General features: G+C 57.5%; 17 protein-coding genes and 5 pseudogenes. 10 read left to right on the top strand and 12 right to left on the bottom strand.

The genetic code is table 11. From position 1 onward, the window contains the following. Window positions 1-188: 188 nt before the first annotated feature. The 4 genes and pseudogenes from ACE103_RS09200 to ACE103_RS09185 all read right to left on the bottom strand — a co-directional run. Complete coding sequence (locus ACE103_RS09200; protein WP_375779153.1) at window positions 189-1760, bottom strand: porin; 1572 nt, start codon at window positions 1758-1760, stop codon at window positions 189-191. Continuing rightward, entirely contained in the window at window positions 1757-2197 is a 441-nt protein-coding gene (locus ACE103_RS09195) for a hypothetical protein (protein ID WP_375779152.1), read from the bottom strand. The genes ACE103_RS09200 and ACE103_RS09195 overlap by 4 nt, the downstream gene beginning before the upstream one ends. Window positions 2198-2419: 222 nt before the next feature. Continuing rightward, the gene (locus ACE103_RS09190) at window positions 2420-3256 is read right to left on the bottom strand and encodes a carbohydrate ABC transporter permease (RefSeq protein WP_375779151.1); all 837 of its coding nucleotides are present in this window, start codon (window positions 3254-3256) and stop codon (window positions 2420-2422) included. Between the two features lie 61 nt (window positions 3257-3317). Then, window positions 3318-3649, bottom strand: a pseudogene (locus tag ACE103_RS09185) (ATP-binding cassette domain-containing protein); the annotation flags it as partial. Window positions 3650-4203: 554 nt separating this feature from the next. On the opposite strand from ACE103_RS09185, the gene ACE103_RS09180 reads away from it, so the two are divergent. Together ACE103_RS09180 and ACE103_RS09175 are read left to right on the top strand one after the other, a co-directional pair. Then, window positions 4204-5403, top strand: coding sequence for a pyridoxal phosphate-dependent aminotransferase (locus ACE103_RS09180; protein ID WP_375779150.1), 1200 nt, complete (start codon window positions 4204-4206; stop codon window positions 5401-5403). 10 nt (window positions 5404-5413) lie between these two features. Then, window positions 5414-6286, top strand: coding sequence for an isocitrate lyase/phosphoenolpyruvate mutase family protein (locus tag ACE103_RS09175; RefSeq protein WP_375779149.1), 873 nt, complete (start codon window positions 5414-5416; stop codon window positions 6284-6286). Between the two features lie 759 nt (window positions 6287-7045). Here ACE103_RS09175 and ACE103_RS09170 read toward each other — a convergent pair. Both ACE103_RS09170 and ACE103_RS09165 read right to left on the bottom strand, forming a co-directional pair. Beyond that, window positions 7046-7378: a hypothetical protein gene (locus ACE103_RS09170; protein WP_375779148.1), complete on the bottom strand. Its 333-nt coding sequence runs from the start codon at window positions 7376-7378 to the stop codon at window positions 7046-7048. A gap of 2 nt (window positions 7379-7380) precedes the next feature. After that, window positions 7381-7572 (bottom strand): annotated as a pseudogene (locus tag ACE103_RS09165) (porin); the annotation flags it as partial. Window positions 7573-7776: 204 nt separating this feature from the next. Here ACE103_RS09165 and ACE103_RS09160 point away from each other — a divergent pair. Continuing rightward, window positions 7777-8058, top strand: a complete 282-nt coding sequence (locus tag ACE103_RS09160) for a helix-turn-helix domain-containing protein (RefSeq protein ID WP_375779147.1) — start codon at window positions 7777-7779, stop codon at window positions 8056-8058. 909 nt (window positions 8059-8967) lie between these two features. Further along, window positions 8968-9876 (top strand): LysR family transcriptional regulator, encoded by a 909-nt coding sequence (locus ACE103_RS09155; protein ID WP_375779146.1) that lies wholly within the window; start codon window positions 8968-8970, stop codon window positions 9874-9876. Window positions 9877-10140: 264 nt separating this feature from the next. Here ACE103_RS09155 and ACE103_RS09150 read toward each other — a convergent pair whose 3' ends face one another. From ACE103_RS09150 to ACE103_RS09140, 3 genes and pseudogenes are all read right to left on the bottom strand, one after another. Further along, the gene (locus ACE103_RS09150) at window positions 10141-10773 is read right to left on the bottom strand and encodes a DUF2285 domain-containing protein (RefSeq protein ID WP_375779145.1); all 633 of its coding nucleotides are present in this window, start codon (window positions 10771-10773) and stop codon (window positions 10141-10143) included. A 28-nt stretch (window positions 10774-10801) separates the two neighbouring features. Next, a pseudogene (locus tag ACE103_RS09145) lies at window positions 10802-10927 on the bottom strand (transcriptional regulator domain-containing protein); the annotation flags it as partial. Between the two features lie 163 nt (window positions 10928-11090). Continuing rightward, window positions 11091-11366: a DNA -binding domain-containing protein gene (locus ACE103_RS09140; RefSeq protein ID WP_375779144.1), complete on the bottom strand. Its 276-nt coding sequence runs from the start codon at window positions 11364-11366 to the stop codon at window positions 11091-11093. A 758-nt stretch (window positions 11367-12124) separates the two neighbouring features. On the opposite strand from ACE103_RS09140, the gene ACE103_RS09135 reads away from it, so the two are divergent. Then, on the top strand, window positions 12125-12400 hold the full coding sequence (locus ACE103_RS09135; protein ID WP_375779143.1) for a helix-turn-helix domain-containing protein: 276 nt from the start codon (window positions 12125-12127) through the stop codon (window positions 12398-12400). A gap of 1003 nt (window positions 12401-13403) precedes the next feature. On the opposite strand, the gene ACE103_RS09130 is transcribed toward ACE103_RS09135, so the two are convergent. After that, the gene (locus ACE103_RS09130; protein WP_375779142.1) at window positions 13404-13853 is read right to left on the bottom strand and encodes a hypothetical protein; all 450 of its coding nucleotides are present in this window, start codon (window positions 13851-13853) and stop codon (window positions 13404-13406) included. Between the two features lie 789 nt (window positions 13854-14642). On the opposite strand from ACE103_RS09130, the gene ACE103_RS09125 reads away from it, so the two are divergent. From ACE103_RS09125 to ACE103_RS09110, 4 genes and pseudogenes are all read left to right on the top strand, one after another. After that, on the top strand, window positions 14643-14867 hold the full coding sequence (locus ACE103_RS09125) for a helix-turn-helix domain-containing protein (protein WP_375779141.1): 225 nt from the start codon (window positions 14643-14645) through the stop codon (window positions 14865-14867). 205 nt (window positions 14868-15072) lie between these two features. Beyond that, window positions 15073-15354 (top strand): helix-turn-helix domain-containing protein, encoded by a 282-nt coding sequence (locus tag ACE103_RS09120; protein WP_375779140.1) that lies wholly within the window; start codon window positions 15073-15075, stop codon window positions 15352-15354. A 47-nt stretch (window positions 15355-15401) separates the two neighbouring features. Then, window positions 15402-15626: pseudogene (locus tag ACE103_RS09115) on the top strand (hypothetical protein); the annotation flags it as partial. Window positions 15627-15801: 175 nt separating this feature from the next. Continuing rightward, window positions 15802-16957: pseudogene (locus tag ACE103_RS09110) on the top strand (IS3 family transposase). Window positions 16958-17405: 448 nt separating this feature from the next. On the opposite strand, the gene ACE103_RS09105 reads toward ACE103_RS09110, so the two are convergent. After that, the gene (locus tag ACE103_RS09105) at window positions 17406-18326 is read right to left on the bottom strand and encodes an ornithine carbamoyltransferase (protein WP_375779139.1); all 921 of its coding nucleotides are present in this window, start codon (window positions 18324-18326) and stop codon (window positions 17406-17408) included. 55 nt (window positions 18327-18381) lie between these two features. Then, complete coding sequence (locus ACE103_RS09100; RefSeq protein WP_375779138.1) at window positions 18382-18741, bottom strand: hypothetical protein; 360 nt, start codon at window positions 18739-18741, stop codon at window positions 18382-18384. Window positions 18742-19936: 1195 nt separating this feature from the next. On the opposite strand from ACE103_RS09100, the gene ACE103_RS09095 reads away from it, so the two are divergent. After that, window positions 19937-20989: a radical SAM protein gene (locus tag ACE103_RS09095; RefSeq protein WP_375779137.1), complete on the top strand. Its 1053-nt coding sequence runs from the start codon at window positions 19937-19939 to the stop codon at window positions 20987-20989. The last annotated feature ends 1603 nt before the right edge of the window (window positions 20990-22592 follow it).

The following is a 22592-nucleotide window of genomic DNA, read 5'->3' as shown; positions in this document are numbered from 1 at the left end:
CTTCGGGCCTAAGGGCCCGCGAAGGGCCGTTAGGTCGTGTTGGCTGTCAGCGGGCATATGCTCAATATCCGAAAAGACTCCGCCGGACGCGAAGTCGATTCTGCACCTCAGCAGCCGCCTCATAAGGCAGTCGTACTGAGTTTGCCGAGTTTCTCGAGCCTTGCCCCTCGTGCCCCTGTCGCAGAACATCACCAGTTGCGCTGGGCCCGGAGCAGCATGGTCACGGTGCTCTGATCCTTCAGTTCGTATAGAGCGTTCGGCTTGGCGATGCTCGATTGCAGCGGCAGTGTCACGACACTACCGTTCGCATACTTCTGATCGAGCATGGTGTAGGCTATGTCGGCCGAGAATGTCAGGTTCTTGACCGGCGTCCAACGTGTGATGAGGCCGACGGCTCCGTAATTGAAGTCCGGATTACAGCCAGTAAGACCGCTCGATAGCGACAGGCCTGTGACGAAGGCTCCACAGATATAGGCTTTAGCCGTGCTGTTGTACCGAACGGCCGCCCACCCGCCATAGACCCCGGTATTCCAATATGGATCCCAATTATGGGTGTACCCAGCTCGGAAGCCGTAGGTCGTGGTCAACTCCTGTTCGCTGTTGGCCACAAACACAGAGTCGGACAGACCCGCAAGACCCAGGCTCTGATAAGCGCCGCCAATTGCCGTACCGCCGTACATTGCATAGGTGGTCGACATGTTCTCGTTGAAGTCGTAGCGGCTCGCCCCCTTGGTATACACGCCCGACATGCTGATGGTGTCACCCGGTCCGGTCGGGACGTTCTTGATGGAGAGGGCCAGCTGAGCGGCCCAGCCCCATTTGTCGCCGGGATGGCCGGTCGTTTCGTCAGCGCCATAATAAGCAGCATGGTTGTCATGCGCCGCAACGGACGCCTGGAACAGTCCCCACGCCTGATCGACGCGCAGCATCGCAATAAAGTCGGGAGCTGCCGTGCCGCCGATGTCGCTGCCCCCGTACGCACCCGCCGCAAGACCTGCGGCGGTCGCAGCACTGACGTTCCAGACGTTGGTTGTGGCATGGGCGACTTGATCCTGAGCCGAGAAGGATGCGGTAACGCCCTGGCCGAGGTTTGCCGTATAAGTGAACTGGTTTACGCCAGTGACCCAGCCGGTGCCGCCTGGCAGGTCATCATAATTGTTGGCGGGATAATTCGTCCAAGGCACCGAGAACTGCGAGATCGCCTTCCCCATGGTGAACCCGGCGAACTGAATGAACGCGGAGTAGACGCCGAGGGTACCGGCTGCGACGCCACCTGAGTTGGCGTTGTTCGGCGCCTGAACGCCGCCGATCGATGAGTAAACGGTCGCACCTGTCCCGGCGCCGCTGTAGGTCGCATCCGTCCAGGTTAATCCTGTCTCGAAGAAGGTGCGAACCGTTCCATATTCGGTCGCGGTTCGCGTATCAATGTTCAGATCTCCGCGGGAGCGCGACGTATATGCATTGCCCAGCCGGGTCCGGGCGCCCGCCACTCCATTGTAGGCCGGGTCGAAATCACTGTTGCTGTTCACGACCAAGTCGGTGCGCAGGTAACCGCCCAGTTTGACGCAGGTGTCCGTGCCCGGGATGTAATAGAAGCCGGCGCCATATTGCGAACAGACCCTTATGTACTCGACCGCTTTGGCCTTCAGCGGCAGGTCCGCCGCTTGTGTGCCGCTGCACGCCATTAAGCCTGCCGCAAAGCCTAGAACGCCGCACCGAATCCTACGCTTAAAATCAAAGCTCTTAAACCCGAATGTCATTGCCCCTCTCCTTGCCAGCACTTATGCGGCCCGCCCAAGTAGCGTCGGGGGACAACCATTCGGTGACACACATCGAGTAATTCGATCGAAAGCCCCTGGCTTGGAGATGTTAATAGGATGGTTATATCCAGTGGTTTGATGACCATCGCAATGCGGCCGCCGAGACGTTGCAACCGAAACGAGGTCGTAGCGAACTCCTTGACAAGAGGGACGCTGCGCGCGGGCAGCAACACCAGGCGACAGCACGCCGCCGGGCACGACGCAGTGGAAAGCGGCAGCGACAAGACCTGGTGCGGCAACAGCAGGCCGATCAGCACCATTCCGAAAAGCAGGTCACGACCGGGAAACCGCAGCTTGGCGAGGGCATAGGCGCAGGGTGCGCAGAAGAGAATCTGCAGCCCCAGGATCGCGGCGCAAACGAACAGACCATTGCCCATGTAACACGGCAATGGCGCACGGTCAGCGCCTTGGCATAGTTTTCGAAGCCGTAGAATTGGGTGGGCCAGAACGAGAAAGATGCGCGGAAGATTTCGCCTGGCGGTGTGATATGGATGTCGACGCCATCCACACGAAGGGGACGAGGGCGAGCGCTCCGGTGGTGAGCAGCACGGCATGTCGGAAAAAGCCGGCGGGAAACGATAGGCGATTGCGGACGGTGCTCATTGGTAGCGCACCTTCCTGTCCAGAATCCGGGTCTGGAGCAGCGTAAGTGTCACGACGATGGCGAGGAATATGACGGCAACGGCGGCACCAAATCCGGAGCGAAGGTATTCAAGGCTCTCGCGATAAAGAGTGTAGGGCAGCACCTCGGAGGCATGGCCGGGACCGCCCCGCCTCAGCACTTTCACGGTGTCGAATGCTTCGAATGCCCTGAGCGCCACGACGATGCCAACGAACATTGAGACCGGTCCGATCATGGGCAGCCTGACGGTACGCGGCCGATCGAGCCAAAGGTCGGCTCCGTCGGCGTCGGCAGCATCGTAGAGATCCTGCGGGATGCTCTTGAGCCCGGCCAGAAACAGGACCATGGCATAACCGAGATTCTGCCAGATGCCGATCACAGCCAGGACAGGCAGCGCCGTGCTCTCGTCGCGCAGCCAATTGGCGGTCGGAAGACCAAGTGCGGCGAGCGTCTGATTGACCAGACTGATCGTGGGATGCAGGAGCGCCTCCCAAGCAATTGCCATCGCCGTAAGTGTCGCCATGAACGGCAGGAAGTGAATGGCGCGGTAGAACGCCCGGCAGGATTTCCCGCTTTCGATCAGAAGCGCGACGAGCAGCCCCAGGACCACGGTACCCGGCACGACGATCAGAACGTAGATGACTGTGTTGAGGAGCGATGTTTTGAAACCCTCATCCGCAAAGACCTCGCGGAAATTTGCCAAGCCACGAAAGAAAACGAACGCGCTCCAAGGTGCCAGTCCGTGAATGCGATGACGAAGACGCCGACCACGGGCAGGAAAAACAGGCCGAGCAGCAAGACGACCGCCGGGCACGCCAGACACCAGGCTGCGAACGCTTCTGCAAAGCCCCGCCTGCGGGCCGGCGATGCGGATAGCGTCTTTGGAACTCCGAGATCGGCCGCGGAAGCGGCAGCGTCATATTCGCTGCGACCGTCATATGCGGATAGAGCGCGTAGGACTGGAACACCATGGCGATGTCTCGCCGCTTCGGGCGTAATCCGTCCACCACCCGCCCGCCAACCGAGATGGAACCGGTGTCTTGTATCTCGAGGCCGGCCAGAATACGCGGTAGCGTCGATTTTCCGCAGCCGGAAGGCACCCCAACAGCGTCAGAAATTCACCATCCGCTATCGACAGCGAAACACCGCGCAGGACCGATGCCGGGCGAAAGCTCGTTCGGATGCCACGGATCGATACGGATGCCATTGCCGATCCTTCACGTGGCCATGAACTGTCCGAAGACCACAACAGTCGTCCCTCAGCAAAGATTGCGGACGAGAGGGCCTTAAAGGGCCCGAATTGCTACGGTCGGATGACGCTCATCTACTAATTCGATGCATACTTACGATAATGCGATGGCACGGTTCGGGGGGACCTGATTGAGACGGAAGGAAAGAACTGGCGTTGCACAACGGCCGATACCCGCTTCCCCTGCAGTTCCGATGCTGATGACAGCAACTTTGTCGCTCGCCAATATCTCACCGCAGGTTGCGCGCTCTGCACGATGTAGCGAGACGCCTGGTCGTTGAGGAGCTAGCCTTGCGCGATGCAGGAACAACCGTCACCCGATCTTTGGAGCTGCAGCTTCGTATCGCTTATTCCTACTTGTCACTCGCCAGGGCGCGGCAAACATGTCGCGCGAGACGATATCCTCAGTTTTCGATCTCTTCATTGAAAAACCAGATGAAACGATTGGTTGGGTTGCTTGATAGCGAGTAGAAGCCTTTAAAAGTGCTTCTGAGCTTCGCGGGTCGTCAACCTTGTCCCTTATTGCAGAACGTCTGAAAACCGTCCGTCCCTCCGAAACCAAGGCCATGACCGCCCGAGCCGCCGAGCTGCGCGAACAGGGCGCGGATGTGATCACGCTCAGTCAGGGCGAACCTGATTTCGAAACGCCACTTCCTGTTTGCGAGGCCGGCATCCAGGCAATTCGCGACGGGCGCACGAAATACACGGCGGTCGCCGGGATCAAGCCGCTGCGCGAGGCAATCCGCAAAACTTTCAGTCGCGATCACGGGCTCGACTACAGCATTGATCAGATCACGGTTGGTTGCGGCGCAAAGCAGGTCGTATTCAACGCGCTTTTTGCAAGTCTCGATACCGGCGACGAGGTCGTGATCCCCGCCCCTTGTTGGGTTTCCTATCCTGACATGGTGCTGCTGGCCGGCGGGAAGCCGGTTCTCGTTTCCTGCGATGAGGCCCATGGCTTCAAGCTCCGCCTCGCAGCCTTGGAGGCCGCGATTACCTCACGGACCAAGTGGCTGATGCTGAATTCGCCGTCCAATCCGACGGGCGCGGTCTACAGCCGAAACGAACTCCTCGCACTTGCGGCCGTGCTGCGCCGGCATCCCCACGTCCACGTTCTCTCCGACGACATCTACGAAAAGCTCACATATGGCTGCGAGTTCGCGACCATGGCGGCGGTCGCGCCGGACCTGTACGGGCGCACACTGACGATCAATGGCGTTTCGAAAGCCGACGCAATGACCGGTTGGCGCGTTGGGTATGGCGCAGGACCTTTGGCTCTGATCAAGGCCATCAATCTCGTCCAGAGCCAGACATCATCCCACACGAGTTCGATCGCGCAATATGCAGCTGTCGAGGCGCTGTCCGGTGGGCGGGACCATGTGAGGGAATTCGCGCGCGCCTTTCTGCAACGCCGCGACCTTGTGGTCGCTAAGCTGAACCAGGCGGAGGGACTTTCGTGCCGCCTCCCCGACGGCGCATTCTACGCGTTTCCCTCCTGCGCCGGCTTGATCGGCAAGCGCACGCCGGACGGCAAGGTGATCGAGACCGACACCGATTTCGCGATGTATCTTCTCGACGCATTTGCGGTCGCTGTGGTGCCCGGCAGCGGCTTCATGGCCTCGCCCTACATCCGTATTTCCTATGCGTCCTCGCTCGAGGATCTCACCCGCGCCTGCGACCGGATCCTCGCCGCTTGCGCTACCCTGTCTTGAAAGATCTCAGATGGCCCGTGCCAAACACCTCCGCGCCCGGATGGCCGAGACCGGCCTTGTTCAGATCATGGCAGCTCACAGCCCGCTTTCGGCGATCCTCGCGGAGGAAGCCGGCTTCGATGGACTGTGGGCCTCCGGCTTCGAACTTTCCGCTCTTTATGGCCTGGCGGACATGAGCCTGATCTCGATGACACAGCATCTGGATATGCTGCGAGCAATCGCAGGATGCACTGCATTGCCGATCGTCGCCGACATCGACACCGGCTACGGCAACGCGATCAATGTCATTTACGCGATTGGCGAATATGAGCGGGCCGGCGCCAGCGCCATCGTCATCGAGGACAAGACATTTCCCAAGGTTACGAGCCTTGCTGCTGACGGTCGCCAGGAACTGCTGCGCGTTGAGGAGTTCCAGGGCAAGATCGAGGCTGCTATCGCCACAAGACGGGATCCAAACTTTCTTGTGATCGCAAGGACCGAAGCACTCATCGCAGGCCTGGGCGAAGCTGAAGCTCTGGACCGCGCGCGAGCCTATGTGAAGGCTGGTGCCGACATGATCCTGATCCATTCAAAGAAGAAAGACCCTGGCGAGATCGAAAGCTTTTCTCGCGCCTGGACCAGTTCGGTGCCGCTGGCCATTGTGCCAAACGCCTATCCGGATCTGGATGCCAATCGGGTCAAGGATTTGGGCAACATCCAGATGATGATCTATGGCAATTACGGCATCCGGGCCGCAAGCACGGCCTTGAAGGAAACCTTCCGCCGGATCATCGCCGATGGCGGCGTCCAGAACGTCCACAAGGATATTCTACCGGTAGAGGAAATTTTCAGACTTCAGGGAATGGACGAGGTTAAGGCAGCAGAATTGCGCTTCCTGCGCTGAAGCAGGACTGAAAGCGATCTCTCATCTCGCTTGAGCGGTCTCAGCTGCAATCCCGATGGCTGGAGCCGACACATCGATCGAAGCTGAAACCCATTTCGTTGAACGGGGTGCCATCGGCTCGGTCTCATCGAAAATCTCTCTTGGCTCGAAGCGGCTCGAGCAAATGGACGAACAGACAGATAATGCCAGACGCACGATCTCCTCGGCACTGTAGCTCCTCTGCTTTTGGCGTCTTGTTGATCCATTAATCTCCCAGAAACGGCCATGAATTTACAGCTGAGCCAGTTTAGGGAAGAAGCCAAGCAAGGGCGCTTTACGCGCCTGCGGTCTCGATGGTGAAAGATCTACGCGGTCTTGACTGGTCACCCAGGGAACCAGCATTCTGACGCCCAAAAGGACGCCGACGGGCGTATCGGAGTTCCTCCTTGGAGATTTAGTCCATGGCTCCCCCGACAAGGGAGGCGCACCGGCGCTTGACGAGCTTCTCAAGCCCTACTTCCATCCCCGTGTTGAAGCAACAAACCGGTTGCGCTGATCCCGCAGCAGCAGGGCCCACCGTGACCTGATCCTTCAGCTCACAAACAGCAATCGGCCTGGCAATGCTCGCCCGCAACGGCAGTATCACCGCATTTCCACCCGCATACTTCTGATCGAGCATCGTGTAGGCAATATCAGACGAGAAGGTCAGGTTCTGTACGGAAGTCCAACGTCCGATAAGGCCGACAGCCCTATAGTCGAGTCTTACAGCCAGCAAGACCGTTAGCGCGAGGCCCGCGAAGGCACCACAGATATAGCTTTGGCCGTGCCGCAGTATCGTGCGCGCATTCCAGTCATGGCGTAATCGGCACGGAGGCCGTAGGCCATGGTCGATTCCTGTCCACCGCCAGTCACAAACAAGGAATCAGACGGAGCGGCACGACCGCGGCTTTGGCAAGCATCCACCAGACCCTTACCGCCGTCCATTGCATCGGTGGTCGCCATATCGTCGTTGAAGTCGTAGCGGCTCGCCGCCTTGGTGTACACGCTCGACATATTGATCGTGTCTCCCGGTCCGGTTGGGTGGGCTCGGTCAAAATCGCTCTTGCGGTTCACGACCAAGTCAGCACGCAGATAACCACGCAGTTTGACGCAAGTATCCGCGCCTGGGACGTAATGGAATCCAGCACCATACAGCGAGCACACTTTGACGTACGCGACAGCGTTGGGCTTGACAGGAAGGTCAGCTGCCTGTGCCCCCGGCGTCACGCAATTAAGCCTGGCGCAGACCTCAGAGCGATCCGCTTGATTGTGCCGTGCTAGTCAAAGCTCGTATTTAAGAATGTCATTTCCTTCTCCTCGCCAGAACTTGTCGGGCCGACCGAGCAACGTCGGGGAACAAGCATTCGGTGACAGACATCGAATATTTCGATCGGACGGCTCTGGTTCGATGATGGTTTATAGGAGGGATATATCCAGTGGTTTGATGAGCATCCGAATGGCTGCTTTCGCGCATGAAAGCTCGTGCGCTTGTGGCGTACAATGTGCGCCGGATCCGCGTCGATCGCGGTATTCCGCAAGAACAATTGGCCTACGATGCCGGCATTGACCGCTCCTATATGAGCGGACTTGAGCGGCAAGAGGCAAACCCGACAATTGATCTTCTCGACCGTGTTGCCGAAACGCTAGGTGTTCATTTGTCGGAGTTGTTTATCCGGCCACTCAAAGGTGCGACGCCCCTCGAGACGTTGCCCAAAGGTCGCAAGCCAACGCGTCCTGATCGTAAGAAACAATAGTATTCCTCACGTCAGACGCACTTGATGGCCGGCAGAGTTGCAGCGGCATCGCCAACGGTTCCAGCTCGGCTTGATTGTGCGCAAGCAACAGGACTCATAAGCCTGCCAGGATACATAGGCCGAAGAGGTCGCACGAAAGGTCTCTGCGGACCCTCGGACGTATTCAAAACCGTTCGTTCAGCCGATGTCGTGTTTCGTGAGAGGCTGGCGCCGAATTGGTCGTGATCCAACAAAGAGAAAAGCCTTTCCGAGATTGATCGAGAGGTCATCAGGGGCATGCACTGGTCGGCGCCCCTGGCGATCGCACCCAACGCCTGTCCGGATATTGACGCCAGGCGGAACATGACGCGGCGTCATATCGCATGGTGATCCAGGGTAGCCGCGGTAACCGTGCTGCTGCAACTGCCTTACGACCTTCGACCGAATCATGGTCCAGGACATCCAGAAGGACTTTCTGCCATTGGAGGAGATCCTCATGCCCAAAATATGCAGGGGAAGGCTCTCAACTTGGCTCCTGCGCTGAACGCTGCCTTTGGTCCCCTATCGAAACTAACTAGTGAGACCTTGAAGCAATCTCGGCGCAGCTCGGTCAGGCGCCCATGGCGCTGTTCGGACAATTTGAGCGGCCGTTGCCTTAAGAAAGTCGCGTGTCGTCGACGGCAAGAGCGATGATGGCACGACCACGTTACGCGGGTGCGCTCACACCTGCACCTCCAAACACGTCGACAGCAATCGAAGCGAGCGAGCCAAAGCGTCCGAATCGTACAGATTATGCTGATTTTACGCGCAAGATAACGTTGATAAGCTGCAATCCGGCTATACACATCGAATAACGTGATGGGCCGTTCATTCCCGGCGAGAGCCAGTATTGGCAATCTGTGGACATTGCGGAAGCTACCGGAGCGGAAGATGGCTGCCGAACACGATGAAGTGCCCCTCAATGCAATCCGGGTGTTCGTGACAATTGTGCGAGAAGGAAGCGTAACGCGTGCCGCTAGCGCATTGGGAACGACACAGAGTTCAGTTAGCCGCTATCTGGCGGTATTACAGGACTATCTCGGAACAGACCTCGTGGAACGGCGAGGTCGGCGGAGCCAATTGACGGAATTCGGAAGGCTCTTCGCGAACACGGTCACTGAGCCGCTTGACACCGTGTGCTTCACGGCCAAGAGAATGCGGCGCCGGAACCGATCGGACACCAACCGGATTGTGGTTCGCACGTCACTTTCGACCTTCGCTTACTCATTTCTGATTCCGAACCTCCAGGCGTTCTCGGCTGAGATGGATGGCGTCATCGTGGACGTGATCAGTTCATTGTCGCCGCCGACATCCTCCGACCATTACGACATTTTGATCACTCGCGACCTTTCCGTCATTGAACCCGCCGACGATTGGGAAATCTACAATGAGACGCTGGTATGCGTTGGCTCGCCAAATCATGTCGCGGGAAAAACGCTCTCAATTGCTCGTTCAATGCCAATTCTGAACATCACATCGCGGCCCGATATACTGCCCACATGGCTGAGGGCGATGAATCTCGCCACAACCGACATCAAGTCGGGAGCGCGATACGATCACAACTACCTTGCTCTTCCGGCCGCGATCACCGGAAACTGCCTACTGGTAGCGCCTGAAATCATTGTCAGCGATCTCGTGCGCGGCGGGGTGCTGCATGCGATACCAGGATCGCGTGCTCCAAGCGGCATGCAGTATCGAGCTTACGCGGTCGACCGCAGCGACAATCCCGAGATCGCTCGGGCCTTCTGCCGATGGGTTGCTCGGCTTTGCAAAAAGGCCGCAATTCCGGAAGCCGCCTGACATCGCATCAGCGCCATCACAATAGATGAATAGACGTCGTTCTAGCCGCCAAGCTACACGTGGCCGAAGCGGACCGTTCAAGCGACGAGAGGAATGGTCAAAACCAGCCTCTCCCGTTACATTCGACGACTGCCCTTCCGCGGCCGCGATAACCGAACCGAAATAATGCCGCGATGATACCGCGCGCCATGATGACATCACTCGCGTACCTGCGAGGCATCATTTTCCAAGACAACACTTGCAGCTACCCAGTCAGCCAAGAGCCTAGGATCCGTCGGACTTGTCTTTGCGCCTGTGACGGAGCAACGCGCGATAACCGCCCCGTATAAGACGCAGCCCCGTCTTGACCAGGCGAATGGTCAGGCTGCGCAGATCGCTTGTTTTCCAGCCTCGATAGGGAATACGGTGTGCGCCAAACAGGCCTTGCGCGATTTTGCGATAGTCATTCCCTTCCAGCCATCCATCTACAGCACGCAGAGCACGAATGAGCCTCTGCCGGGTCTGGATCGGCAGAGCGCGTGGGGGCGGCCCGAGAGCGCGCTGTTCGAGCGCTCGCCAAAACCGCTGTGCGGCCTGCAAACGAATGTCGAAATCGCGGTCGAGCGGCAGATCGACGGCAATTGCTGAGCCGCTCGATGGCAATTCTCTCAGCCAGAGCCGATGCTTCGCTCCTCCGAGCTCCACGATAGCGTGCCATCCATCTTGCGCCCGGCGAAGCTCGCTGCCCGCCAGTTTGGCGAGATCCAGATCGTACCGTTTGGACGCCGTAAAACCGATAGCGGGACGGACGAGCAGCACCGTCGACAGCGCCTCGGGCGCCCAGAAAATGGCTTGCTTGTCGAAAGCCGTTTGCGGATCCGCAGCAAAACGAAAGCCCCCACTTCCGTCGGAAGTCATCCGCCCTCACGTTGGATCGTTCGTTGTTGACCAGAACCTCATAGTCTCGTTGGTATTCAAGGTCGCGACGTAGACATTCCCAAGCTATGTCCTCCGTTTCTGCCGCGCGGGCATCCGGATATGCTTCCTTCGATCTCCAGTCAGCAGCTACCATTGTGCTTCTTCCCCGCACGTTCACCAAAGGGAAATTGCAGCCCGACGATTGTGACGATTTCTGGTTGCACAAACGCATTATCGAACGTTGATTGCACCCACTCGATGGAACAATCTACTTTTGCGATTACAGTTCGAGACGTAGTCACGACTCGATCGCATGACTATTCACCCTTCGGCCAACCGCGCCGCAGCAGATGGCGATAACCATGACGCGCCATCCATTTGGCGCGAACCAGATGACTGTCGAAAGCACGGCGCGCGCGATCCGGCTCAAGGGCAGGATCAATACAAAGCACAATGCGTGCGACCTCACGCCAATCTGCGTTATCGGCCTCTGCATCGAGAAGGCGCATGTAGGTAACCGCGTGCTGCTCATCGTAAGGCGTAACCTCGGGCGCACTGGGTGCTACATCTGCGATTTTCGGATCAGTCGGCACTAGCTGGAACTCCTACCAACTGAAAAATCTCTTTCCAAATCAAAGCGACAGTAGCCGTATTCATGGCACCTTGGTACCGCCCATTTTGTCGCGATCCGCGAGATATTTTTTTGCGGAACCTTAATTGAGGGCGTGTATCGAAAATCCCGGCGGCAAGACAGCTGTCGTTCGGTCATTCCGATTTTTGGCAAGGTCGATTTGATCACGGTTTCGATGACCCGGGAGCGTTTCCACAGACTTGCCGTCCAGCAAGCGTCGCGCGTTTTGGTTGCCAGGGGATAGGCGCATGCGGTTCGGGTACGCGCCTGCTCGCTAGTCAATGTTTTGACTGCACTGTCCTCAAATGGGAGAGTTCTGTTCTCAATTGCCAACTCCAACCGACGGATTTTGCTATTTGGAAGCGCCGCAAAGCAAACAAGCCGCGGTAACGGTCGGCCATTCATGTGCACGCGCCAATTGGCTATCCAAGGCTTCGCCAGCGCGCCTAGCCCAGCGATCTGGATCGATGTGCAGCACAATCCGATCAACTTCTCTTCGGTAAATGTCCTCGGCATCAAGCATGGGCCGTGATCAGATGCTGCTCGTGATCGATCGTCAGCACCGGCTTATCTGGCGCGACATCGACAACGGCTGGATCCATCCGGCTGTCTCATTGAAGCTAATCCGCGGGCTTGCTCATCTGCATTCTGGACGAATCTACCGTAATAGGCCGGTTATAGCCAGTGGTTTGACGGCTTCCCGAATGGCTGCTTTGGCGCATGAAAGCTCGTGCGCTTGTGGCCTGGAATGTGCGCCGGATCCGCGTAGATCGCGGCATTCCGCTAGAGCAATTGGCTTACGATACCGGGATCGACCGCTCCCATATGGGCAATATTGAGCTGAAGAAGGAGAACCCGACGATTGATCTGCTCGATCGTATCGCCGAACGGCTAGGCGTTCATGTGTCTGAATTGTTTGTTCAGCCGCCCAAAGGAGCGAAGCCTCCCAAGACCTTGCCTAAAGGTCGAAAGCCGGCACGTCGTATAAAGAAATAGCGCTCCTCACGTCAGAGGCACTTTAAGGCGCGCGGATACGTAACGGCTTGCTAGGCGCCAAGAGCGTTGGGCTTAAAGTGATCCGAGAAGTAAGCGCTAGCACTCGGTAAGCGGCAAGTACCCATTGCTGCGACCCATAACCGCGCCCGGCGCCCCTCCTCAACTTAAGCTAGGAAGTCGCGCCCTAGGCTTCTCGTAGTGGATCGCTTTGCATCGATATGCCTTACTCCGTGGTCGTGCGAACCGTTCTGTTAACCGAGCCTGATCCGGTGAATGCCGATGCAAATCGCAAGCGTATCACGTATTCTGTCGCGGAGGCGCTGGGAAACCGGTGGATGCCGCAAAGCGTCTGATCAACACATGCGCCGAGGCACGGATGAAGGTCATCGAGCCTGAGGTGCGCGCGGAGCTCGTTGCGTGACGTCCGGCCGATCTCGAGGGGCCACCGAATCGCGTTCCAGGACCCTCACAGGATAGCGCGGCCGGTCGCCGCCACGCTGGACATTATGGGACAGACACTCGCTGCCGCCGGCCTGATCGAGGCGTCCGCGATCGCGAGCGAGCCGGTGCTCACAACGACCGCAAACGGCGCGGCACCACAGCGGCGTGGGCAGGCACCGATGAAGCGGAAGTTTTTCAATCTCGGGAACTGTCGACTTCTCGAAAGTGCCCAGATCGAGCACTTCCCGTCCTCGCCCTCGCCAAAATGTTGGCAGAGACCTGATAGGGTGCACGCAAAAACTACATAGCCGTGACCAAGGACAATCTACGTGCTGAGGGGGCTTGACCGCATGACCGCGGCCCCCTGAACGCTCTGGTCTGGCCTTGTTTGCTTATAACAGTTTCCCGCGTTTGAATGCCAAACGGCCCTTACGACCTCTGCTCAAAACGATGCCGCGCCAGCAGAACTTCGCGACGGCGCCCGCAGGCTTCCGCTCCAAGAAGCAGAAAGCTGCGGCATCTTAAAGCCAAGTTAAAGCTCGAGTATCTTTGGAAGGAGCGCTTACGCTGCTTGCGTGAACCCATTGAGTGGCCGTTTGAGACCGAGGTTCTCCCTTAGAGTTTGTCCGGAGCTTGCGGGTCTGAATTTGCCGCGTCGGCGCAATTCGGAAACGACGAGCTCCACAAACTCCTTGAGCCCGCTCGGAACAATCGCCGGAATTACGTTAAATCCATCGGCCGCATATTGATCGAAGGCACTGATCATGGCTTCGGCTATGTCATCTGGCGTCCCGACCACCATTAGATGTACGCGCGAATCCGATATTATCCAGATCAGCTGTCTCCAAGTCAGTCTTTCGCGCGCAGCTAGCTCCAGGAGCACCTTGCGCCAATCTGCATTGTCCGCCTGTACATCGAGAAGACGTATGTAAGTAACGACGTGCTGTTCAGCGTATGGCGTAAGCTCAGGCGCGCTGGGCACCACATCTGCGATCTTCGGATCGGCCGACACTGCCTGGAACTCCTAGCAAACTGAAAAACCTCTATCCAAATCGAAGCGAAGGTAACCGTATTCATGGCACCTTGGTACCGTCCAATTGTCGCGGTCCGCAGGAATCCCGCTGAAATCGATTGGAGCCCACCACCGGAACCTTTGGCATCCTTGGTTCTGTCGATCGTTTTCCATTCCGCTCGCCCCGATTTTGGTCAATTGGATTTGATTGCAGTTCATGTCGCTCGCAGCACGATCAGCAGATTTGCCATCCAGCGCATGTGTGCTCGCTTCTTGCCTGAGAGACAGATGCGAGCTGTGCGATTTGTGCGACACGTTGCGTGCACGCTACCGGATGGCTTTGTCGCTCGGTCCGGCTGGCTGATAAGCACTGCGTTCTCAATTTCGAACCCCACGTATCCTCAAGTTTGCTATTTGGCCGCGCAGCCAAGAAACACGGTAATCGTAGTTGCCTGTCCGTTTTGCGCCCGCATTGGCTAACGAACGCCTCGCGAGCACGTTCTGCCAGCGATCTGGGTTGGCATGCTGTACGATCCGACCAACTTCTTTCCAGTCGGCGTCAGCGGTTTCGGCATCAAGAAGTTGCTAGCAGATGACAAGGTCTGCTCGTCACGGGCAGTGAGCACTGAACTATCCGGAGCAAGATCGGTGAGGATTGAGTGACGGGATCCGGTTGATCTTAAGCATGCGCAGCAGATTGACGCAGTCTCCGTTCATAACGGACACGAGAGGCCATTTTGTCAAGTATATCGAGGTGCAGTATATCGAGCAAGCGGCATCCTTTCCCGCATGGACTTGCGGGAGACATTCGCCACCAATTTGCGCCGTTTGCGCAATGCGAGGGGATGGTCGCAAGACGAGCTTGCCTTCGAGGCAAAGATAAGCCGGGGCTATTTGAGTCAGCTTGAAAAGGGCGAGTACTACGTCAGCATTAAAGTTATAGGTCGCCTTGCCGACAAGCTCGACGTTGAGCCTGCTGGGTTCCTGAAACGGCCTGCAAAGAGAAGTCGCTAGGTAGGACAGCTCAATACACGTCTTACTCTCAATTCATTTCTTCTGATCTCTTCGGAAGCCATTGAAGGCTTCATCTAGGTGATTTCCGCGGGATGATCCTACGCATGCGCAGCAGATTGACGTTTCGGTTCATAAGGTGCATGAGACGACGCTTTGTAAAGTATATCGAGGTGCAATATACTGACCAAACGGCTTCCTTTCCCGCATGGACGTGCGGGAGACATTCGCCACTAATTTGCGCCGTCTGCGCAATGCGAGGAGATGGTCCCAAGACGAACTAGCCTTCGAGGCCGAGATCAGCCGGGGCTATTTGAGTAAGCTTGAAATCGGCGCGTACTACGTCAGCATCAAAATCATAGGTCGCCTTGCCGACAAGCTCGACGTTGACGCTGCCGAGTTCTTGAAACGGCCTGCAAAGAGAGACCCGCACAGCCCAACTCGCGTCTTACTCCCAATCCATTTTTCTGAACTCTTCCGTAGCCCTTGAAAGCTGGTCTGGTGATTTCCGTCGGTCTCGCATAGGCTTTCCAGGGGATCTCCCCCGTCATCGGCCACGTCAAGGCCGAACACCGCATGGACCGCAGCTATCTCAAGGGACGCTTCGGCGGCCGCATCAACGCCGTCGTCGCCGCTGCCGGCTACAACTTCGACCTGCTCCTGCGATGGCTGGCAGAGCTTCGCGCGCCATCCGTACGTTCATCGAAACCGTTTCAGCTGGGAGATGACCTATGGTCCGGCCCGATCTGCAAGTGCATTTGAGGTGTCGAACCGCGTGGTCTGCATCAATCTATTCGGCCTGTTTATGGAGCGGTCTTTGCCATGATAGAATCCGCGCGTCCGTTCCCAGCTAAATAACCCGGCCTACGAATTGACAGCTCTGTCGACCTTGCCCCACGGGCTGAAGTTCGTTCTGGCCCACCACAAGGACCAGAGCATGAAGCGTAGCCTCTTTTCGGAAGAGCAGATCATCGGGATTTTGAATGAGCACGAAGCTGGCGTTTCGGTCGCCGTGCCGCAAGCACGGCGTCAGCGACGCCAGCATCTGCAAACGGAAGGCGAAGTTCGGCGGTATGGAGGTGTCGGAGGCCGGCCGGCTGAAGGCGCTGGAGGATGAGAACACGCGGCTGAAGCGGTTGCTGGCGCCATGCTCGACAATGTCGCGCTGAAGGACTTGCTGAAAAAGAAAATGGTTACGCCCGCGGCTGAGCAAAAGCTGTCGCCCATCACATGGATGCTCACGGGATGAGCGAACGGCGGGCGTGTAAAACCATGGGCAGCTGTCGTATGACTATGAGATACAAGACGATCCGGACGGAGGATAACGACCTTCACCAGCGTATGAAGGCGGTCGCTCATGAGCGTCGCCGCTTCGGCTATCGGCGCGTGCATGTTCTGCTCGAGCGGGAGCACTATAGGGTCAACCACAAAAAGCTATTCCGGCTTTACCGAGACGAGAAGCTTGCAGTGCGCCGCCGTGGCGGCCGCAAGCACACCGGGTCCCGATGGCGCCAAACGACCGCTGGTCGCTCGACTTCGTGTCGGATCAGCTAACCTGGGCCGCCGCTTCCGCGTCCTCACCGTGGTCGATGACTGCACCCGCGGGTGCCTAGCGCTGGTCGCCGATACCTCGCTCTCCGGCATCCGCAGGCGCGGAAACTGGACCCGCTGATCGAGCGCGGCAAGCCGAAAATGGTGATCAGCGACAACGGCAGTGAGCTGACCAGCAGCGCCATCCTGACATGGGACGATCAGAGCCGCGTCGCATGGCACTACATTGCGCCTGGCAAACCCATGCAGAATGCCTTCGTCGAGAGCTTCAACGGCCGGCTGCGGGATGAATTGCTGAACGTGACGCTGTTCACGTCACTGGCCCAGGCTCGCGTCGCACTCGGATGCTGCCGGGCCGATTACGACGACGCACGACGACCACACTCGCAGCTCGGATGGAAGACGCCATCCGAGTTCGCCCTTTCCTATCGCCCGCGCCGGATCTGGCGCTACGCTATGCCGAAAGCTCCGCGCCAGCTCCCGACGCTACCACCGCCCAACCGGGCAAATCCAACTGCCAGGGCGAACTGAGGATTGGATAATCATGGGGCAAGGTCACCTTCCATCCGGTTCTCGGAAAACACCGGTTGACCGTTGCTCCATTATCCTCCTTTCACGCTCGTAGACCTCGCTCACGCCCTGCGTCATCGCGAAGATCGCGCCAAGGCCGGAACAAGACCCGGCGCATCTAACGCGAACCAGGCGTAGCAAAACGCCCAAGCGTCGCGTCAAGGCCGCACTGCGCGATAGCCGCGCGATGCGCTCAAATAAGACCTGGGTGATGCACTTCGTCGATAGCCAGTTGGCGACAGGACATGAGCCTGGCGTGCTTCCCATTGTTTATATCTCTCCCGGTCCTTGCCGGCGCTGGAGCCACTATTCACCTTCCGGAGTGTCTTTGCGCTTCATTCTGATCGCTCCACAATGCGCCCATCGCAACTTCGGTCGCCAACAATCCAACTCAATAGCGAACGAGTCGGTGCGCTCCACTTACTGGAGGCAGGACAGAAGCACAGCCATCGCGCCGAAAACCTTATTATGCGCCTGTTTGAATGCAATGCTGTCAGAGCCGTCCAAAACCGCAGCGGTGACTTCCTCACCTCTGACTGCAGGCAGGTCATGCATGAAAGTGGCACCACTTCTGCTAGCGTTCCTCATTAATGTGGCGTCCACGCGGAACGGCTCAAAGTCATCCCGCCAATTCGGCTTTTTGCGCGGTACCCCCATTGTCTGCCAGCGGGTTGTGTACACGGCGTCCGCGTCATTTGGCATGCATTCAACGCTGTGGTACTCACGGATCACCGCGTCCGTGCTGGCGCTCGTTCTGGCACATTGTTGAAGAATATCCGCTTGCAACCCATAACCAGGTGGCGTTAGAAACGTGCTCTTCATGCCAGGCGTCAAGGCGGTTGCCATTGCCAACGAAGCCGCGGTGTTATTCCCCTCCCCAACGTATAAGAGATGTATTCCGTTCAGTGATTTGAAGCGTTGGCGCAAGGTAACGAAATCGCTGACCGCCTGAGTCGGGTGTTCCAAGTCGCTCATCGCGTTAATCACTGCCATCTTTGATTGCTGTGCCAAGGCTCGCATTTCCGACTGCGGACCATTCGTCCGGACGACGAGGGCATCAAGCATTCCGGCCAGTATTCGCCCGGTATCCGAGATCGTCTCGCCGGTTGATATCTGAAGGTCGTTCGGTCCGTAAGGGAGAGGGACAGCACCGAGTTTCACTGACGCCGTCGTGAACGCTGTTCTGGTGCGGGTAGAAGGAACAGAGAACTGAATTCCGATCAAATGCCGATCAAGGCTACGTCGCTCCACATTCCCGCATCTTGATAGTTCGAGTCCCAGCGCCACGATGTCTCCAAATTCAGATGGGGTAACGTCACTTAGGCTAATGAAATGCCGCATCGCCTTCTCCAGTTGATGTTCGGGAACGTAAGGTCGGAAAGGGAAATGGCTTGATCTACGCATCACCAGAGCCATTGGTACCGAGTAGTACGGCTGCTAGCGACATGCGACCGGAGGCACCAAGCAAGCAATCGAACACATTACGTTGGGCAGGCTTTGGCAGCGTCGCCGAACATTTTTCGAACGACTTGCGGTGTAGTTGACCAACGGATCGCGTCAGGTTCGTACAAACCCTCATTTCATTCAGCCCGACGGCGGTCATCGGCGTGATCTCTTGCAGATCCGGCGGTAACCCTTCTTGTAGTGTCGAAATCGTCGCTAATCCTTTGGAATAGCGCATATAAAGGCGTTGCAATTCATTGCTGCGGCGGACAGGCTCACTCGTGGAGCTAGCGATCCAATGCGCCGATCGCACGCTACGACCTCCTGTCGAAAGACAAACTACCAAGCAGCTCTCGTTGCGCATCGAGAACAAGCTCCGTTGGGTGCTCGCCCATCATTTCGCCGGCGACGTCGAGCGCGGAAAGACACTGCCTCCTAGCCCCCCGCCAGTCAGCGGAGACCCACCGACAACATGATGCGAAGCCGCCCGAATGGCGACTCCCTGCGGCCTACAGTTGAGCCTGCAGGACGGAAGGATACCTCAGTTCTCTGAAGACCATCCACGCCCAAACATATGCGCGTAACTCTCAATCCACCACTACCAGTCTTAAGAGTGGCTAGCAGAGCCTAAGATAGCTCCCCTTGTTCAATGGCCCTTTGATAGTGTCACAACAGGATGTCGCGGACGCGCTCGGCTCCGCCGGCCGGTCGGCGAAATGGCTACGGCTCAGGCGCAGCCTCAGGCTGCGCACGGTCCGATGAACGACAAAGGAGCTCTGGGCTGACCACAGGCAACGATTCCTCCGATTGGAGATCCACATCGCGGGCTTCCACGCAACGATCCAGAATTTGAAGCCGGCGATAGCAGCTTTGCCCGCCGTGGATGCGCGAAAGTTCCCAAGCTTGCGTAAGTCTCTCATCCACAACCCAAGGACCAGCAGATGTGCCGACAGATAATACAAGCACACGTGAATCCTGGCTGGGACAAGGTTGGCCAAGGCTGCGAGTGTTGACGAAGGTTACCCCCTCGATGAGGTCGTCGTCTGGGTTTCGCGAGAAGCGTTCGACCCTGCCGTTAGTTTGTGGCCATAGGGCTTGGTATAGCATGCTTGATGCCAAGCGCGATCAGCACGGCCTCGAAGGGATGCTCTTCAGGGGTGGTACGGGCGGCGAACTCGGCCTCGTTGTCAGACAGGCTCTCGGCGAACTGGACCCTCGCACACTGAGGGAATAACGGCGACAATTGAATCGCTCAGCCGTTCGAGATCACATCGGCACTACGACGGTTGAATTCCCTTAGGCTTTCTTTCTGCCATCGGCTCATCGGTAACGACGTAGCTGTAGCTGTAGTTACTTCAAACATATGTGAGGGAGTTAAAGAGATCTCACGCTTAGATTCCGCATTTTTATTGCGCCCATATGACACACGGCAGAGCGCTGCCAACAGCGCCCTTAAGAAATCGTCAGCAGTTCCACTGCATCGGACTGGCCTGAACCTTGCCCTCAGTATGGGGCGACAAACCGAGGACAAAGCTATGCCACTCGACGGCCCGCCTCCCATTTTCTTCGAACACTTACGAATTTGCGTATCTTTTTACTGCAATCTTTATTGCAAGCACTGTTACGTTCCTAAAGAACGTCGAACTCAATACAGGAGATTCTTTGAGCCGTTTCAATTGTCCATCGACGAGATGACGAACTTCATCGATCTTCTCGTCGACGAATATTGCTTGAGGATGGTCTCGGTCACGGGTGGTGAGCCACTTCTCGAAATCGTCTTTCCACGCACCGCAGCCGTGATGGCCCATGCGAACAAGCGAGGGCTCCACGTCCAACTGTACACTGGCGGCCTCGGCCAAGTTCCCATTCATGAGGTGGTTTCGATCTTCGAAGATCCAGGGAAGCTGAGTTTTCAATTCAGCTTCGACGGCGCAAAGCCGGACACGGTGGATCGCCTCCGCGGCAAAGCGGGTGTTTATGAGTCTGCGCTTCGGCAAATTGCTGAAGCGGTCAATTGCGGAGCCTCTGTACATGCCAGGATGACCGCCAATCGGCACAACATCGGGGAGGCGCAGGACGTATATCGGCTACTGTCCTCGATTGGCGTTGACTGCTTCAGGATCAAGCCGATACTGGCCTCAGGTGCCGCCCTCGACAACGAGGATGCGTTTTTAGGCACGGCTGCGGAGATTAGAGATTTGCAGGAAGCTCTGATCGCTATGGCTGCAAAGAGTTCAGCCCGCCTTGAACTCTCGCCGCCGATTTTCGTCGACACCAAGGAACTCAGGCCAAACGTTAAATTCAACGAGTGCAGCTGCGGAATCACCTCGGTGTACCTCTCGGCAAATGGCGACTTGTATCCATGCCCGTACGTAATTGGTGATCCCGACAGCCACAAGTTCCTCATCGGCAACATCCGAGCGCCGAAATTTGATTTGGAAACTGCTTGGCGGAATTCGCCGGCGCTAACCGACTACGGGGCGAACAGTGGCTGCACCCATTGCCCATCGCAAGTAGCCCTTCTGAAGAATATCGTAAACCGCGCGCTCGCCGGCGTATGAATTTGCTAGTTGCGAACCGAAGCAGTGCTGCGTTGCCGGTTCTGGAGGAGAAGCACACGCCATGATGCTTCGGGTCTGGGGAAGCCACCCTCACCGGCTTGCTAGGTCGAACGTCAAAGGCAATTGCCTCGGCCGGGCCGGACGAGGGTCCGTCTGTGCTATCTTCGCCAAGCTCTCGGACTTAGCCTTAATGCCTGGCCGACAAGCCTATCGTTCTTGCCATCGCTTCGAAGAGGCCCCCCAAGCGGCACAGATGGCCGCAACGGTGACAAGGAGAGACTTGTCTGCGCGTAACGGCGACGAGGGAGCGGATAACCCAGACCGCGGCTGCAGACGATCTTCGGCAACCGCTGCCTTGTGCACACTCGGCTTGCCCCACGTCGTCGTCAATTGGCCTGCTCGACGGCCGGCTTCGCCAAGTCGCTGTGATCCAAATCAAGGTCGCAGCTATCAGCGACGCGTGCAGGCGGATTTGCCCTCAAGCAATTTTCCCGAAGAACTACCGTCGGCAATCCATTTCGCCGCCCCTCAAACTCTGCGGCCCCGGAACACCGAAGCGTCGATCATGCACATGGCATGATCCTCGTACCCGGGATTTTGCTGTGTCACGGTCATTTTTCCGTCGAGGGCGGGTCATCAATCAAGTGTGAAGTCTCTCAAAAGCATCTGGCCCGCTCACCTCCTACGAATGCCTCATCGGTGTCGTCGATGTCGCAGGTTAATCATAAGCTTGGCGCCCCCCGGCGACGCTGGTCATCTCAAGCTATTGCTGAACGAACTGCGGCCGCCGGCAATCAAATTGCCGTGGCTGCAATTTGCCGAGTAGTTCGAGAAGGAGGTTGGAGGGCGGCCCTGCCTCTTCCTAGCCACCATTGCTAAGCCCGGATCGCCGAGCACAACCGGCACCGCGTCGAACGCCCGCCCCGAAAGTCCTTCGACTCGTTCCACTCGAGGGAGTTTCCAATGCGCAAGTGAGCGCACTGGCCGCCAGCGAGAGAGTACGATGGTGTAAAGACTGCGATACCCACCTCAATCGCGCCGTTGAGCAACTTCCACTTCGCCCCGGTGTCAACTTTGTGACGCGGCAGATGCGATCGTTGGACAGACCGCGTGCCCGATAACCGTCTAAGACTCTTCGTAACGAAGTCTCCAAGGCTTTTTATCGTCGTCAACTGTCCAGATCTTGTGACGAGGAACCGCCATCCTCTGCTCCTCATTGCGTCGTTTACGTCTGATGATTGTTGATGTCGGAGAATACCGATAACCAAGCAATCCGTTCCACGTCGGCGGGCACGAACATTTCTACTGCCTCACTCAAGCCGCGCATACTATCCCCGGAAGTGGCACGCCGCTTGCTTGGACGAGAGGATTATGAAGGGAGTTACCGATGAGGATCGGCCGATCAATCCCAACAAATGCGCCAACGCACCTACTGTTCGCAGCCCTAGAATCAACATCGCTTCGCGTGAGATTCGTGGTAGGCACCCATCCAGTTCATCCTGGCAATGAAATACGAAAGCCGGCCTCCCGGGCGTTCCTGCATCACAAGCGCAAACGCAGAGAACCTCAGATCCGGTCACCACTCTCGACCATTCTTCGCCGA

The sequence above is a fragment of the Bradyrhizobium sp. ma5 genome (assembly GCF_042258955.1).
Taxonomy (GTDB): domain Bacteria; phylum Pseudomonadota; class Alphaproteobacteria; order Rhizobiales; family Xanthobacteraceae; genus Bradyrhizobium.
The sequence above is the reverse complement of the archived record's forward strand: the minus strand, read 5'-3'. Positions and strand labels throughout refer to the sequence as shown.

Excerpts from the sequence above, each read along its gene's own strand:
- ACE103_RS09155 (WP_375779146.1), top strand. The coding sequence starts at position 8,968 with ATGGCTGCCGAACACGATGAAGTGCCCCTCAATGCAATCCGGGTGTTC.
- ACE103_RS09125 (WP_375779141.1), top strand. The coding sequence starts at position 14,643 with ATGGACTTGCGGGAGACATTCGCCACCAATTTGCGCCGTTTGCGCAAT.
- ACE103_RS09200 (WP_375779153.1), bottom strand. The coding sequence starts at position 1,760 with ATGACATTCGGGTTTAAGAGCTTTGATTTTAAGCGTAGGATTCGGTGC.
- ACE103_RS09095 (WP_375779137.1), top strand. The coding sequence starts at position 19,937 with ATGGGGCGACAAACCGAGGACAAAGCTATGCCACTCGACGGCCCGCCT.
- ACE103_RS09175 (WP_375779149.1), top strand. The coding sequence starts at position 5,414 with ATGGCCCGTGCCAAACACCTCCGCGCCCGGATGGCCGAGACCGGCCTT.
- ACE103_RS09135 (WP_375779143.1), top strand. The coding sequence starts at position 12,125 with ATGAAAGCTCGTGCGCTTGTGGCCTGGAATGTGCGCCGGATCCGCGTA.
- ACE103_RS09105 (WP_375779139.1), bottom strand. The coding sequence starts at position 18,326 with ATGCGGCATTTCATTAGCCTAAGTGACGTTACCCCATCTGAATTTGGA.
- ACE103_RS09195 (WP_375779152.1), bottom strand. The coding sequence starts at position 2,197 with ATGGGCAATGGTCTGTTCGTTTGCGCCGCGATCCTGGGGCTGCAGATT.
- ACE103_RS09120 (WP_375779140.1), top strand. The coding sequence starts at position 15,073 with ATGGACGTGCGGGAGACATTCGCCACTAATTTGCGCCGTCTGCGCAAT.
- ACE103_RS09160 (WP_375779147.1), top strand. The coding sequence starts at position 7,777 with ATGAAAGCTCGTGCGCTTGTGGCGTACAATGTGCGCCGGATCCGCGTC.
- ACE103_RS09150 (WP_375779145.1), bottom strand. The coding sequence starts at position 10,773 with ATGACTTCCGACGGAAGTGGGGGCTTTCGTTTTGCTGCGGATCCGCAA.